Below are 13674 nucleotides of genomic sequence, written 5' to 3'. Positions count from 1 at the left end.
TAGATCAGCGCACCGGTGGTGCGTATTGAATGCCACCGTGGTTCCACAGATTGTTCAGGCCACGGTCGATCGCCAGCGGCGTGTCCGCGCCGAACGCACGGGTGAATACTTCGCCGTAGTTGCCCACCTGCTTGACGATCTGCACCACCCAGTCCTTCGGCAGCTTGAGGTCCTTGCCATAGACGCCGTCGGCGCCCAGCAAACGCGCCACATCCGGGTTCTTGGTGGCGCTGGCCTCAGCCTCGACATTCGCCGAAGTGATCCCCGCCTCTTCCGCGTTGAGCATGGCGAACAACGTCCAGCGCACAATGCTGAACCACTCATCATCACCGCGACGCACCGAAGGCCCCAGCGGCTCCTTGGAAATCGTCTCCGGCAGAATCACGAAGTCGGACGGCGTGGTCATTTGGCTGCGTTGGGCGTTGAGCTGGGATTTATCGGCGGTGATCACATCGCAGCGCCCGGCCTGCAAGGCCTTGGCGGTTTCTTCGGAGGTGTCGAAGGTGATGGGCGTGTATTTGAGGCCGTGACTGCGGAAGAAGTCCGAAGCGTTCAACTCCGTGGTGGTGCCAGCCTGAATGCAGAGCGAGGCGCCGTCCAACTGTTGAGCGGTACTCACACCGAGCTTTTTATTGACCATGAACCCGGCACCGTCGTAGTAGGTGACGCCGGTGAACACCAGGCCCATGCCCGCATCGCGGGAACTGGTCCAGGTGGTGCTGCGCGAGAGGATGTCGATCTCCCCCGATTGCAGCGCGGCCAGGCGCTCTTTACCGTTGGTGGGGGTGAACCGCACTTTGTTGGCGTCGCCAAACACGGCGGCGGCAACCGCGTGGCAGAAGTCCACGTCCAGGCCTTGCTGCTTGCCGTTTTTATCCGGCACCGAGAACCCCGGGATGCCATCGGACACCCCACATTGAATAAAGCCTTTCTTGTGAATCGCATCCAGGGTCGCACCGGCATGGGCCAGGTGGCTGACACCGAGTACTGCACCCGCAATCATCAAGCGCTGCAAGGTTTTCATTGGCCGTCTCCACGGTGTTTGTCTCGGGAAAACGCTTGTTCAAGGTCGGCGATCAAGTCGTCGACGTGTTCCAGGCCGATGTTGAAACGCACCAGCCGGTCGCCGTACTGGCGCTCATCGCGGTTGAGGTTGAAATGCGGCGCCACCAGACTGGTCACGCCGCCCCAGCTGTAGCCGATATGGAACAGGCTCAGCCGATCGATGAAATCCAGCAGCGCTTCACCGGATAACTCCGCGTTGAACACCACTGAGAACACGCTGGTGGAACCGCTGAAATCACGCAGCCAAAGCTCATGACCGGGGCAATCGGGCAGTGCCGGGTGAAGCACCTTGTCTACTTCGGGCCGGGTCTTGAGCCACTGCGCAACCTGCAAGGTGGCGGTTTGCAGGTGGGCCAGGCGCACCCACAACGTCTGTAGACCGCGAAGGGCCAGGCTGCAATCGTCGGGCGACACCGCCATGCCCAGCAACGAGCGCGCGAGGCCCAGCGCCTGATAGTGCTCGGGGTTGCGCGTGGAAACCGAGCCGAGCAGCACATCGCTGTGGCCGCCGATGTACTTGGTCAGAGCCTGGATCGACACGTCCACGCCGTGGGCGAAGGCATCGAAAAACACCCCGCTGGCATAGGTATTGTCCAACGCCAGCAGCACACCGGACGCGTGGGCAACGGCCGCGATGGCGGGCACGTCCTGGATTTCCATGGTCGCCGAGCCGGGGCTCTCGCACCAGATCAGGCGGGTATTGGGCCGGATCAGGCTGGCGATGCCGGAACCGAGCATGGGGTCATAGGTCTGGACGCTGATGCCAAGCTTGGCCAGCAGATCGCGAGCCAGGTCATTGTTGGGGCCGTAGGCGCTTTGCGGCACCAGCACATGGTCGCCCGCAGCGCAAAAGGCGAAGTACACCAGCGCTATCGCCGCCTGACCGCCGGGAGTGATGAAGCAATGCTCGGCGCCTTCCAACTCGGCGACCCGCGCAGCCAGCTCCAGGCTGGTGGGCGTGCCGTGCAAGCCGTAGGCGTAAGGCACGCGTTCGGGGCACCAGTCGTCACGCACCGCGCGGGAATTGTCGAACAGTGTGGTGGAGCCACGGTGGGTGGCGGTGGCCAGCGAGCGAAAGCCGGCCGGCGCCCGAGGGCTAGGGTCGAGCGCAGTGGTTTGTCGATGTCGGGGCATGGGGATACCTCCACGTCCAGGTGGTAGGAAAAAATCAGGGAATGAAGTGGCACGGCGTACCGGCCACTTCAGCGACGTTTAGCCGACCTGGCGTTGACCGAACGGAGCCAAGGCGCGCGCGATGGTGCCGGCCAGGCCGCGACCGCTCAGGTGGCCGGGGTCCATGTCGGGGTTGTAGATGGTGAACTGGATGCCGATGGCCTGGGGCGACTGCATGGCGGTGCGCAGCGTGGTGGCCAGGTCGTCCCAGGAGAAACCGTCGGGTTGCGGGTGATCGCAGGCCCACATGATGCCCTGGTCGAGCACGTCCACATCCACGTGAATCCAGAAGCCTTCCGGGCCGTCGACGCGAGTCAGGTGCGCCACGGCCTCTTCGGCTGCCGTCTCGGTGCCAAGAATGCGCACTTCGTTGCGGTTGTACGCCAGCAGGTCTTCCGGAATCGGCTGGCAGCGGTTACGCGCCTGAATCGCACCATCGCGGTAGCCGAACAGCACCACATCGTCATCACGCAGCAACGGGCGGCGCCCTTCGATGTCCGCTACCACCGCCGGGCCTCGGCCGGTGGCGTAGCCAAGGTCGCTGGCGGAAGCGGCGCCGGAGATCGGGTTCTTTTCGGCTTCGTAGAAGTCGGCGTGACCGTCCAGGTAAAACAGCCCGAAACGGCCACGACGGCGCAGCCCCAACAGCGTCCCCAGCAGGATCGAGCAGTCACCGCCGATCACCACCGGGAACTCGCCCTTGTCCAGCACCTCGCCGACCTTGTTGGCCAAGTTGATGGAATACTCATTAATGGCGTGGGGGTTCATGATCTGGGTTTCCGGGTCGCGCTCTTCTCGCCACGGTGGCGACTCCACCCGACCGGCATGCCGCGCCCCCAAACGCTCAGCCAGACCCGCCTTGAGCAAGGCCTCGGGCATACGGGCCACGCCCAGGTGAGTGGGGATATGCCCGAGCACGGACGGGGCTTCAATGATTGCGAAGTTACGCATGGAACATCCTCTCTGGATTCTCTCGGGTTCAAGTGCAGGGCGGCTGTTTTTTCTTCGTGCCGCTACACCCTGGCCATCGCAGGGAGTGCGCCAGTGTTGGTTTTAAATGTTGTTATTGGTTTTTATCCCGCGCTATCGGTCATTCATCAGGGCTTATTTGACCGAATTAACGTTATTCAAATAACACCGTTCAATCGATAGTTGGACGAACAATTAGACTTATTCGAATAACCACTAAGTAAACGCCTCACTTGAGTGCACTTGTAACGTTGAATCGCCCCACTGTGTCGCAAAGTAGCAAACAACTAAAACCCAAAAAACCAAAGACAAAACCAATGAAAACCAATGTTTTATGGCGTTAAGCAACCCACTAACTGCTGTATGACCGACTTCACGCCCCTTAAAACAACATTTCCACACCCAGAACCTCGACTGGCACAGTCACTGCTCCCTGTTCGGTATGCGAGTCACGTTACCGACACAAGGATCAAGCCTCTAAATGAACCCCTCAATTGCCCACCCCGCCGATGTCTACGATGTCGCCATCATTGGCGGCGGCGTCGTCGGCTGCGCCACGGCCCGACGCTTCACCCTGGAAGGCGCACGGGTGCTGCTGCTGGAAAAAGGCACGGACATTCTTTCGGGTGCCAGCAAAGGTAACAGCGCCATCCTGCACACCGGCTTCGATGCACCGCCCGGCAGTGTGGAACTGGCCTGCATGCAGGCCGGCTACCAGGAATACCTGGCGATCCACGCGCAGATGAACCTGCCGCTGCTCAAGACCGGCGCCATGGTGGTGGCCTGGAATCAAGATGACTTGGCCAAGCTCGACGGTATCCTGCAGCAGGCGCATGCCAACGGGGTGAGTGATGCCCGCTTGGTAGCTGCCGATGAAATCCATCGTGCAGAGCCGCACTTGGCGAAGGGGTTGCTGGGCGCGGTCTACGTACCGGGGGAATACCTGATCGATCCCTGGTCGGCGCCACTCGGCTACCTGCAACAAGCTCTTGCCCACGGCGCCACGGTGCTCACTGCCACGGAGGTCGAAGCCGGGCATTTCAACGGCCAGGCGTGGCGGTTATCCACGTCTCGCGGCACCTTCGACGCGACGACCGTGATCAACTGCGCAGGCCTGTTCGGTGATCGGCTGGAACAGCGTTTGCTGGGTGACAGTCACTTCAGCATTCATCCGCGCAAAGGCCAGTTCGTGGTGTTCGACAAGGCCGCCGCCGCTTTGCTCGGCAACATCATCCTGCCGGTGCCCAACGAGCGCACCAAGGGCATCGTGATAACCCGTACGGTATTCGGCAACCTGCTGGTCGGCCCGACCGCCGAAGAACAGGACGACCGCGTGCATGCCGGGCTCAGCCACGAGGTGTTGAGCCAGTTGATCGACGCCGCCGTGGCGCGCATTCCGGCGCTCGACGGCATGCCGGTGACCGCCACCTACGCAGCCCTGCGACCGGCCAGCGAGAAAAAGGACTATCGCATTCGGGAAGTGCCCGAGCAGCACTGGATTACCGTGGGCGGCATCCGCTCCACTGGGCTGACGGCGGCACTGGGTATCGCCCGGCACGTGTTCAATCTCTACCGCCAGCGGGTACAGCACCGGCCTGTCGCTCATCCGAGTTGGCCGCACATGCCCAACCTCGCCGAGCACCTGCCCCGCGATTATCAGCAGCCCGGCGCTGAAATCGTCTGCCATTGCGAATGGGTAACGGCGCGGGAAATCCAGGCTACTTTCGACAGCCCCCTGCCCCCTGGCGACCTGGGTGGGCTCAAGCGCCGGACCCGTGCGTGCATGGGTCGATGCCAAGGTTTCTACTGCGGTGCCCGCGTGGCCGAATTGAGCGCCGGGCACTTGGCGTTGCCATTGGCCACGGGAGCCGCCCATGAAGCCTGAATACGTGGAGGTGGCCATCATCGGCAGCGGCCCGGCAGGGTTGTCGGCGGCCATCGAATTGCGGCGCCAGGGCGTCAAACAGGTGGTGGTGATTGAGCGCGAAAGCCTGCCCGGCGGCGTGCCCCGCCATTGCGGCCACCCGCCGTTCGGCTTTCGCGAGTATGGCCGGATCTACTCCGGCCCGGACTACGCCCGTCGCAACGTGGCCGAGGCCGTTGCGGCCGGGGTTGAACTGCGCCTGGGCCACACCGTGACGCACCTGGGCGAAAGCGGCCAACTGCGCCTGGTCAGCAGCGCCGGCATCATCAGCCTCAACGCCAAGCGTGTGTTGCTGGCCACCGGCGTGCGTGAAAACCCGCGCTCGGCACGCTTGATCGGCGGCGACCGGCCACTGGGTGTGATCAATACCGGCGCCCTGCAAGCCTACCTGTACCTGCACCACCTCAAGCCTTTCGAACGCCCGCTGATTGTCGGCACCGAACTGGTCAGCCTGTCGTCGATCCTCAGTTGCCGTCGCGCCGGTATCCAGCCGGTGGCCATGATCGAGTCCAACTGGCGCGCCACAGCGCGCTGGCCGTTGTCGCTGTTCCCACGGCTGTGCGGTGTGCCCCTGCATTACGGCGCCGAGCTGTTGGAAATCCACGGCACTGGCCGGGTCGAAGCGGCCAGCGTACGCCTGGCGAATGGGCAGGTGCAGCGCTTGGAGTGCGATGGCGTGCTGCTCACCGGCAACTTCCTGCCCGAAGCCAGCCTGGTGCGCCAGAGCCATCTGCTATTGGATGCCAACAGCCAGGGCCCGGTGATCGACCAGTACGGCCGCTGCTCGGACCCGGCCTACTTCGCCGCCGGTAACCTGCTACGCCCGGTGGAAACCGCCGGTTGGTCCTATCGCGAAGGGGCACGGATCGCGCGCCTGCTGGCCAAGGACCTGCGCGGTGAAATCCCCGCCGCCCACCACACCCTGACGATCAACTGCCGCGGGCCGCTGAAGCTCTGCGTGCCGCAACGCTTTGCGCCAACCGGCGTCGCTGGCCTGGAGCACTTGCAGCTGCGTGTCAGTAAAGCCTGCGAAGGCGCGCTGACGGTATATGCCGATGGGCTGCCGATATGGAGCAAAACACTGGCCTGTCTGCCCGAGCGACGTCTGCTGATTCCGATTGCCGCCCTGAAACTCAACGCCCGTATCCAGCAACTTGATGTCGACGTTGTCGGCCACGCACACACCCCGCCGAGCCAAGGAGAGACCCCATGAGAATTGCCGCCCTCGACCAAGGCACCACCAGTACCCGCGTGCTGGTAGTCAGCGATGACGGCTCGGCCGATATCCAGCTCGCCTTGCGCCACCAGCAACATCACCCGCAGCCGGGTTGGGTCGAACATGACCCGCTGGAACTGCTGGCCAACCTGCAGCGTTGCCTGGAGTCCACCGGACGCGTCGACGCCATCGGCCTGGCCAACCAGGGCGAAAGCTGCCTGGCCTGGGACGCACTCACCGGCAAGCCGCTGTCGCCGGTGATCGTTTGGCAAGACAACCGCACCGGCCCGGCCATTGAAAAACTGCGTGCCGAAGGCGGTGAAGGCCTGACCCTCGCTCACGCAGGACTCCCCCTGGACCCGTACTTTTCCGCCAGCAAGTTGAGTTGGATCGTGAACAACCTGCCTGCCGCCCAACAGGCCCACAAGGCCGGACGCTTGCGCCTGGGCACCAGCGACGCGTGGTTTCTCGATCGCCTCACCGGGGTGTTTGCCACCGATGTCACCACCGCTTCGCGCACCTCATTGATGAACCTTGCCACCGGGCAATGGGACCCTCAGCTGTGTGAACTGTTTGGAGTGCCCATCGAAACCCTGCCGCCGATTCTCGACACCGTTGGCCACTTCGGAGAGGTCGGCGCCACGCCCATCACCGCATCGGTGGTGGATCAACAAGCCTCGTTGTACGGCCACGGTTGCCGTGAAAATGGCGATGCCAAGATCACCTTCGGCACCGGCGCCTTTGCCCTGACCTTGACCGGCGACCAGATCATCCGTGCCCCTGACAAAGGCCTGCTCGCCACCATCGCCTGGCAGATCGACGGCAAACCGGTGTACGCCATGGACGGTGGTGTCTATGACGCCAGCGCCGCCGTGGAATGGGCCGGGCGCCTGGGGCTGTTCAGTGATTTTTCGGAACTCGCCAGCTTTGACCAGCCTCCAGCCATTGCCCGCCAGTTGGCGTTCGTGCCGGCATTGTCTGGCCTGGCCTGCCCACATTGGGACCGCAGCGCGGCGGCTTTGTGGGTGGGTATGCACGGCGGCACCACGCGCCAGGACATGTGCCAGGCGGTACTGGAAGGTGTGGCCTTGCGCAGCGTCGAGGTGATCAGCGCCATGGACCAGTTCCTCAGTGTCACCGACCGCTTGTCCATCGACGGCGGCCTGGCGCGCAGCCCGTATTTCGCGCAGTTCCTCGCCGACGTCTTGCAACGCTGCATCGTCACCCAGCGCTTCGACGAGCTCACCGCGTTTGGCTGTGCGGCGCTGGCCGCGCGAGGGCTGGGCAGCACCCTGGTAGCGCCGCGCAATACCTGCACCGAGTTTCATCCCAGGGTCAGCGCGACCACTGCGCGTGCATGGAGGGACACCTTCAGCGACGCAGTGAGCCGCTGCCACACCTGGCGATAAACAGCCTCCCGCCAGGGAGGTGCGTCACCCCGTTGAGCCTCAGGTTTCGCTGGTTGTTCCCACAACCCGTGCGCCGAGCCTTGTCCTTGGCTTTTTTCTAGGAGACATTCCCATGTCTGACACCCTATCGAGTCCGCACACCGTTTTACCCGATAAAGGCGCCGAGAGCGGTACTGGCTACAAGGAACAGTTCGAACGTTCCCTGGGCAAGTTCGAATCCTTTGCCGTGGCGTTTTCGTTTATCTCGATCACCACCGGGCTGTTTTCCACCTACGGTTCGGTGCTGGTCTCCAGCGGCCCCATCGGCATGTGGACCTGGCCCATCGCAACCCTCGGCACACTGTTGGTGGCCTTGGTTTTCGGCCTGTTGGCGAGCAAGATCCCGTTGTCCGGCTTCAGCTACCAGTGGGCCAGTCGATTGGTCAACCCGGTGCTGGGATGGTGGTTTGGCTGGATGAGTTTTGCGTTTATCGCCGTGGTGCTGCTGGCAGTGGATTACGGGCTGGCCCAGGTGGCATTGTTCCCGTTGCTGGGGCTTGAATACTCCCCCGCCGCTGGAGCCATCACCACGGTGGTGGTGTTGTTCATTCAGATGTTGCTGATCATCTGGTCGACACCGATCCTGACCAAGATCAACAATATGGCGGTGGGCGCGGAAGTCATCGCGATGATCGGCCTGATCGTCGGTATCGGCGTGGCCGTGACCTTTTTCGGCAAGGGCAATGCTTCCAACCTGCTGTCCACCGGCATCGCGCCTACGGAGCATTACTACGGCTGGCTGGGCCCGTTCATGCTGTCGGGCCTGCTCGGCGCCTTCACGCTGGTGGGCTGGGAAGCCGCCGCCAACCTCGCCGAAGAAACCCTCAACCCCAAGCAGGTGGTGCCACGCGCCATGGTGCATGCGGTGCTGGCCAGCGGAGTGATGGGCACGCTGTTCCTGATGGTGATCGGTATGGGCCTGGGCGACCAGGTGGCAGAGCTGAGCAAGAGCTCGGCGCCGGTGGCCGATGTGATCCGCATCACCCTCGGTGAAACCCTGAGCAAGATCATCCTGGTGGTGGTCTGCGTGGCGATTTTTGCCTGCGGCCTGGTAATCATGACCAGCAACAGCCGCCTGGTACACGCCATGGCGCGTGACGGGCGCCTGCCGTTCTCCGAAGCCTTGAGCTACGTGCCGCGCCCCACCGGCGGCCCGCTGTGGGCAACCATCGTTGCGGCGCTGATCCCGATGATTATCGTGCTGAGCTTCTATAGCGACCCGGACGCCCTCACGCAGATCCTCGGCGCCGCCACCCTGCTGCCGGCCCTGCTCTACAGTGCCACCGTGCTGCTGTACATCGGCACGCGCCACAAGCAAGTGCATCACGCCGATGACTTCACCCTCGGCAAATGGGAATGGCTGGTGGTCGGGGGCGCTTGCCTGTGGCTGTTTGTCGAGCTGTGCGTGTTCATCATTCCGGCGGAATTTCGCGTGGCGCAGATGTACGTGCTGGGACTGGTCGCCGTGGGTGCGCTGGTGTTCGCCTGCGTGTGGATCACCCGCCGCAAGCAGCTGGAGCAAATGCCACCGATCCAGCATTACCTGTAGTCACCACTCCGTTTTCGGGCTGATCGGCGCTTCATGCACCTCGATATTCGCCCGGGCCAGGGCACTGCCCAACTCCCCCACCGGCTTGCGATCAATGATCAAGCGATCGATACGCTCAAGGGGGAACACCTGGAACAACGCGCTGCGCCCGAGCTTGGACGAGTCGGCGATCACCGTGAGGTAGCGCGCGCGGGCAATCATCGCGCGGGCGATCTCGGCCTCTTCGATGGAGAAGTCAAACGCGCCGTCCACGCTCAGGGTACCGATGGTGACCACCGCGTGTTCGGCGTTGAATCGGGCGATCTGCTCCAGTGCCAACGGGCCGCTGTTCTGGTTCGATTCGGGACGGTACTCGCCGCCGATCATGAATACCCGATTGCCGCTGGCGCCGATGCTGTCGGCGATCTGCAGGGAGTTGGTGATCACGGTGATGCGGTTCAGGCGCGCCAGTTCGCGGGCGAAAAACAACGTGGTGGTACCGGTGTCGATGAGGATGCTGTCCCCTGGCGAATACAGCCCAGCAGCGTAACGCGCCACGGCGCGTTTCTCCTGGGAAAACTCGTTCATGCGGGTCTGGAACGCGTTCTCGTGTTCGCCACGTGGGGGCAGCGAGGCGCCACCATGAAACTTGGTGACCTGGCCGCTTTCGGCCAGGTCGGCCAGGTCGCGGCGAATGGTTTCCTGGGAGGCACTGAGGGTACGCGCCAGCTCGTCAACGGAGATGCGCTCGCGTTGGCGCAACAGTTCGAGGATGTGTTGGCGTCGCTCATTGGGGCGCATGGTGGTCTCCGTGCCGGCTCGGTAATGGCGTCAAACCTAGGCGTATTCGGTCATCAATTCAACACACAAACCACAATTTCCTATCAACTCAATCAGAAAAAAGAGGTATTTATGCGCAAAATCTTTCTGGCCTGCCCTTACAGCCATGCTGATGCAGCCGTGGTTCATGAGCGATTTATTGAATGCAACAACGTAGCGGCGGTGATTATCCAGGCAGGTCATGCGGTGTTCAGCCAGGTGTCCATGTCCCACCCGATCAACCAGGCCTTTGTGGGCAAAGACGGTGCCGCCATCGGCAAGCTGTGGGCACCGGTGGATGCGGTGTTCATGGAGCTGCTGGAGGAGTTGATCGTGCTGGATTTGCCGGGGTGGGAACTCAGTGGCGGGATCAAGCGGGAGATGGATTTTTTCGCCGCTCGGGGACGGCAGGTGAACCTGTGGTCACAGGTTTCGGCTGAATTTATCGCCGACTGAACGGCAGAACTCAATCAACGTTGGGCGTTGGCTGCGATAGCGATGGGTCAGTGTGCACCTGAGCAACTGACACACCGCCTTCGCAGGCAAGTCGGCTCCCCTATAGATTGTCATTGTCGGGTAGAGGGTTATCCACCAAAGGTCTGCGAGGGCCGGCGCAACGTCGGATCAAACGGATTGATCCTTGGCCCAATCGCCGCCGCTTCGCGTTTGAGCAACTCCACCACCATCGGCAACCGACTCGGCCCCAGCCGGTCGCTGATGGTCGCCACACTCAACGCCGCCACCGCATGCCCATCCCGATTGAGGATCGGCACCGCCAACCCCGCCATGCCTTCCAACACGCCGGTATTGCGCGCCGCATACCCAAGATTGCGCACATTCTCCACTTCCGAGCGCAGCAGCACCTCGTCATACAGGTGGAAGTCCTTGAGCCGTGGAAGGTTGTAGCGGATCACCGTCTCGCGCTCTTCCTCCGGCAAGAACGCCAGGATCGCCAGGCTACCCTGCCCCACGCCCAACGCCACACGCCCGCCGATGTCCCCGGTGAAGGTGCGGATCGGGTATGGGCCTTCGCTGCGGTCCAGGCAGATAGCATCGAAGCCTGAGCGCGCCAACAGGAACAGCGAATCCCCCAATGACGCACTCAGGCGCAGCATGCTCGGCCGCACCAGGTCACGCAGGTTGCCGGTCTTGCCCGCATTCGCCGCCAGCGCGAAGAACTCCAGGCTCAGGCGATAGCGCTTGCTGCGCGCGTCCTGCTCGACCATGCCTTCGTCCATCAGGCTGCGCAGCAGGCGGTGGGTGGTCGGTTGAGACAAGCCCACCTGTTGCGCGAGTTGGGTCACGCGTTCACCGCCCTCCGGCACGTCACCCAGGGTGCGCAGCAGCGCGAACAGTCGAGACACCCCACCGGGGCCGACTTCTTTGGCACTTTCATTTCGATCAGTGGAATCCATAACAACCAATCTCTCAGCAAATTCCGGTGAATGAATAAATATGAAAATAGTAGTCCGTTCAGTGAAATTCTATCTTCCGCCCATCCTAGTCTTCGTCCTAATCTGCGTCCACAGGGGCGACATGAACAACTAACGGCAGCCGACTCAAGATCGAGCGCCAACGCACCGGCAACACTTCATTCGCATCTGCCCAAAACAAAAAAGCGCGTTTCGACGCGACTCAAAAAAAGGTGGAACGCAGACATGGCATTTCTCCAACTCAACGCCTTGAGCAAACGCTACGGCGCCGTCGATGCGGTGGTCGCCACCGACCTTGCGGTGGAAAAAGGCGAGTTCGTTTCCCTGCTCGGCCCTTCGGGCTGCGGCAAGACCACCACCCTGCAAATGATCGCCGGCTTCGTTGACGTCAGCGGCGGGCAGATCCTGCTCGACGGCCGCGACATCACTCACGCCAAGCCCGCCAGCCGTGGCCTGGGCGTGGTGTTCCAGAGCTACGCGCTGTTCCCGCACATGAGCGTGCGCGACAACGTTGCCTTCGGCCTGAAGATGCGCAAAGTGCCGGCGGCGCAGATCGCCAGCAAGGTCAAGACGGTATTGGAACTGGTGCGCCTGGCGCCGCACGCCGACCGATACCCACGTGAACTGTCCGGCGGCCAGCGCCAACGTGTGGCCCTGGCCCGTGCCCTGGTGATCGAGCCGCCGGTGCTGCTGCTGGATGAACCGCTGTCCAACCTCGACGCCAACCTGCGCGAAGAAATGCAGTTCGAAATCCGCCGCATCCAGTGCGCCGTGGGCATCACCACCTTGATGGTCACCCACGACCAGGCCGAAGCGCTGTCCATCAGCGACCGCGTAGTGGTGATGCAGGCCGGGCGCGTCACCCAAATCGACGCGCCGTACAAGCTCTATGAACACCCGCGTACACGCTTCATCTCGGATTTTGTCGGCAAGGCCAACCTGTTGCCGGGCGACTATGACCAGCTCGGGAGCCCCCAAGTACGCCACGAAAGCGGTGACGGCGAGCTGACCCTGAGCCTGCGCCCGGAAAAGATCCAACTGGTGGACGCCGGCACCGGCCGACTGCAAGGCAAGGTCCTCGATAGCTACTTTTTCGGCAGCCAATGGCTGTATCGCATCCACACCAACCTTGGCGAAATCACCGTGGTGCGCAGCAACGACGGCAGCGCGCCGCTCGGTTGCGGAGCCGCGGTGGGCCTGGACTGGCAAGCCAGCCTGCTGCGCGTATTGGCGGCGGATGAGGTGCGCGCATGAGCCGGGGCTATCTGTTGTCGTTGCCCGCGCTGGTGCTGTTTGTCGGGTTGCTGATTCTGCCGTTGGGCCTGACGCTGGTGCTGTCGTTCAACGTGTTCGATTACCAGGTGGGCGTAAAGGGCGATGAGTGGACCCTGGCGCATTATCTGTCGCTGTTCAGCGATGCGTACTTCTACGAAATCTTCTGGCGCACCTTCTGGATCAGCGCCTTGGTCACCCTGCTCTGCGTGGTGATCGGCGTGCCCGAGGCTTACATCCTCAGCCGCATGGGCACCCCGTGGCGCTCGATTTTCCTGATCCTGATCCTCACGCCGCTGCTGATCTCGGTGGTGGTGCGTGCCTTTGGCTGGAGCCTGCTGCTCGGCGCGGATGGGCTGGTGAACCAAGTCATTCAATTCCTCGGCGGGCGCCCGGTGAAGCTGTTGTACACGCCGTTCGCGGTGATCATCGCCCTGGTGCACGTGATGCTGCCGTTCATGATCATCCCGGTGTGGACTTCCCTGCAGAAGCTCGACCCATCGGCTGAACAAGCGGCGTTGTCCCTCGGCGCCAGCCAGACCACGGTGATGCGCAAGATCGTATTGCCCCAGGTGATGCCCGGCGTACTGTCCGGCACGCTGATCGTGTTCGGCCTGGCCGCCAGTTCCTTTGCGATCCCCGGCCTGCTCGGTGGACGCCGCCTGAAAATGGTCGCCACCGTGGTGTACGACCAGTACCTCTCGGAACTCAACTGGCCCATGGGCGCGACCATCGCGGTGGTGCTGCTGTTGGTCAATCTGCTGATCATGCTGAGCTGGAACCGCATGGTCGAAGGCCGCTACAAAAAGTCCCTGGGGGTTTAAACG

12 protein-coding genes are annotated in these 13674 nt (G+C 62.6%); 7 read left to right on the top strand and 5 right to left on the bottom strand.

The genetic code is table 11. The features are described 5' to 3' along the window. Positions 1-4: 4 nt before the first annotated feature. From CI807_RS19150 to CI807_RS19140, 3 genes are all read right to left on the bottom strand, one after another. Positions 5-1024 carry an amino acid ABC transporter substrate-binding protein gene (locus CI807_RS19150; RefSeq protein ID WP_095015752.1) on the bottom strand — a complete coding sequence of 340 codons (1020 nt, stop codon included), beginning with the start codon at positions 1022-1024 and terminating at the stop codon, positions 5-7. Next, the gene (locus tag CI807_RS19145) at positions 1021-2199 is read right to left on the bottom strand and encodes a cystathionine beta-lyase (RefSeq protein ID WP_095015751.1); all 1179 of its coding nucleotides are present in this window, start codon (positions 2197-2199) and stop codon (positions 1021-1023) included. The genes CI807_RS19150 and CI807_RS19145 overlap by 4 nt, the downstream gene beginning before the upstream one ends. Before the next feature lie 78 nt (positions 2200-2277). After that, positions 2278-3189, bottom strand: a complete 912-nt coding sequence (locus CI807_RS19140; protein ID WP_095015750.1) for an arginase family protein — start codon at positions 3187-3189, stop codon at positions 2278-2280. 499 nt (positions 3190-3688) lie between these two features. Here CI807_RS19140 and CI807_RS19135 point away from each other — a divergent pair, with 499 nt between their 5' ends. From CI807_RS19135 to CI807_RS19120, 4 genes are all read left to right on the top strand, one after another. Beyond that, entirely contained in the window at positions 3689-5092 is a 1404-nt protein-coding gene (locus tag CI807_RS19135; RefSeq protein ID WP_095015749.1) for an NAD(P)/FAD-dependent oxidoreductase, read from the top strand. Beyond that, positions 5082-6344 carry an NAD(P)/FAD-dependent oxidoreductase gene (locus tag CI807_RS19130; protein WP_095015748.1) on the top strand — a complete coding sequence of 421 codons (1263 nt, stop codon included), beginning with the start codon at positions 5082-5084 and terminating at the stop codon, positions 6342-6344. The genes CI807_RS19135 and CI807_RS19130 overlap by 11 nt, the downstream gene beginning before the upstream one ends. Then, positions 6341-7756: a glycerol kinase gene (locus CI807_RS19125; protein WP_095015747.1), complete on the top strand. Its 1416-nt coding sequence runs from the start codon at positions 6341-6343 to the stop codon at positions 7754-7756. Before CI807_RS19130 ends, CI807_RS19125 begins: the two co-directional genes overlap by 4 nt. 112 nt (positions 7757-7868) lie before the next feature. Beyond that, a complete protein-coding gene (locus CI807_RS19120) occupies positions 7869-9344 on the top strand; it encodes an amino acid permease (RefSeq protein WP_095015746.1) in 1476 nt (491 codons plus the stop codon). On the opposite strand, the gene CI807_RS19115 is transcribed toward CI807_RS19120, so the two are convergent. Continuing rightward, positions 9345-10124, bottom strand: a complete 780-nt coding sequence (locus CI807_RS19115) for a DeoR/GlpR family DNA-binding transcription regulator (protein WP_095015745.1) — start codon at positions 10122-10124, stop codon at positions 9345-9347. A gap of 111 nt (positions 10125-10235) precedes the next feature. Here CI807_RS19115 and CI807_RS19110 point away from each other — a divergent pair, with 111 nt between their 5' ends. Then, positions 10236-10598, top strand: a complete 363-nt coding sequence (locus tag CI807_RS19110) for a DUF1937 family protein (protein ID WP_095015744.1) — start codon at positions 10236-10238, stop codon at positions 10596-10598. 128 nt (positions 10599-10726) lie between these two features. Here CI807_RS19110 and CI807_RS19105 read toward each other — a convergent pair whose 3' ends face one another. Further along, positions 10727-11557 carry an IclR family transcriptional regulator gene (locus CI807_RS19105; RefSeq protein ID WP_095015743.1) on the bottom strand — a complete coding sequence of 277 codons (831 nt, stop codon included), beginning with the start codon at positions 11555-11557 and terminating at the stop codon, positions 10727-10729. Between the two features lie 243 nt (positions 11558-11800). On the opposite strand from CI807_RS19105, the gene CI807_RS19100 reads away from it, so the two are divergent. Continuing rightward, a complete protein-coding gene (locus CI807_RS19100; RefSeq protein WP_095015742.1) occupies positions 11801-12829 on the top strand; it encodes an ABC transporter ATP-binding protein in 1029 nt (342 codons plus the stop codon). Then, complete coding sequence (locus CI807_RS19095) at positions 12826-13671, top strand: ABC transporter permease (RefSeq protein WP_016977228.1); 846 nt, start codon at positions 12826-12828, stop codon at positions 13669-13671. The genes CI807_RS19100 and CI807_RS19095 overlap by 4 nt, the downstream gene beginning before the upstream one ends. Positions 13672-13674: the final 3 nt, after the last annotated feature.

The sequence above is a fragment of the Pseudomonas sp. NS1(2017) genome (assembly GCF_002269425.1).
In the GTDB taxonomy this organism is placed as follows: Bacteria; Pseudomonadota; Gammaproteobacteria; order Pseudomonadales; family Pseudomonadaceae; genus Aquipseudomonas; species Aquipseudomonas reactans.
This window is presented reverse-complemented; position numbering and strand designations above follow the sequence as displayed.

Coding starts and splice junctions, on each gene's coding strand:
- CI807_RS19105 (WP_095015743.1), bottom strand. CDS start 11,557: ATGGATTCCACTGATCGAAATGAAAGTGCCAAAGAAGTCGGCCCCGGT.
- CI807_RS19150 (WP_095015752.1), bottom strand. CDS start 1,024: ATGAAAACCTTGCAGCGCTTGATGATTGCGGGTGCAGTACTCGGTGTC.
- CI807_RS19115 (WP_095015745.1), bottom strand. CDS start 10,124: ATGCGCCCCAATGAGCGACGCCAACACATCCTCGAACTGTTGCGCCAA.
- CI807_RS19100 (WP_095015742.1), top strand. CDS start 11,801: ATGGCATTTCTCCAACTCAACGCCTTGAGCAAACGCTACGGCGCCGTC.
- CI807_RS19125 (WP_095015747.1), top strand. CDS start 6,341: ATGAGAATTGCCGCCCTCGACCAAGGCACCACCAGTACCCGCGTGCTG.
- CI807_RS19110 (WP_095015744.1), top strand. CDS start 10,236: ATGCGCAAAATCTTTCTGGCCTGCCCTTACAGCCATGCTGATGCAGCC.
- CI807_RS19145 (WP_095015751.1), bottom strand. CDS start 2,199: ATGCCCCGACATCGACAAACCACTGCGCTCGACCCTAGCCCTCGGGCG.
- CI807_RS19140 (WP_095015750.1), bottom strand. CDS start 3,189: ATGCGTAACTTCGCAATCATTGAAGCCCCGTCCGTGCTCGGGCATATC.
- CI807_RS19120 (WP_095015746.1), top strand. CDS start 7,869: ATGTCTGACACCCTATCGAGTCCGCACACCGTTTTACCCGATAAAGGC.
- CI807_RS19095 (WP_016977228.1), top strand. CDS start 12,826: ATGAGCCGGGGCTATCTGTTGTCGTTGCCCGCGCTGGTGCTGTTTGTC.
- CI807_RS19130 (WP_095015748.1), top strand. CDS start 5,082: ATGAAGCCTGAATACGTGGAGGTGGCCATCATCGGCAGCGGCCCGGCA.
- CI807_RS19135 (WP_095015749.1), top strand. CDS start 3,689: ATGAACCCCTCAATTGCCCACCCCGCCGATGTCTACGATGTCGCCATC.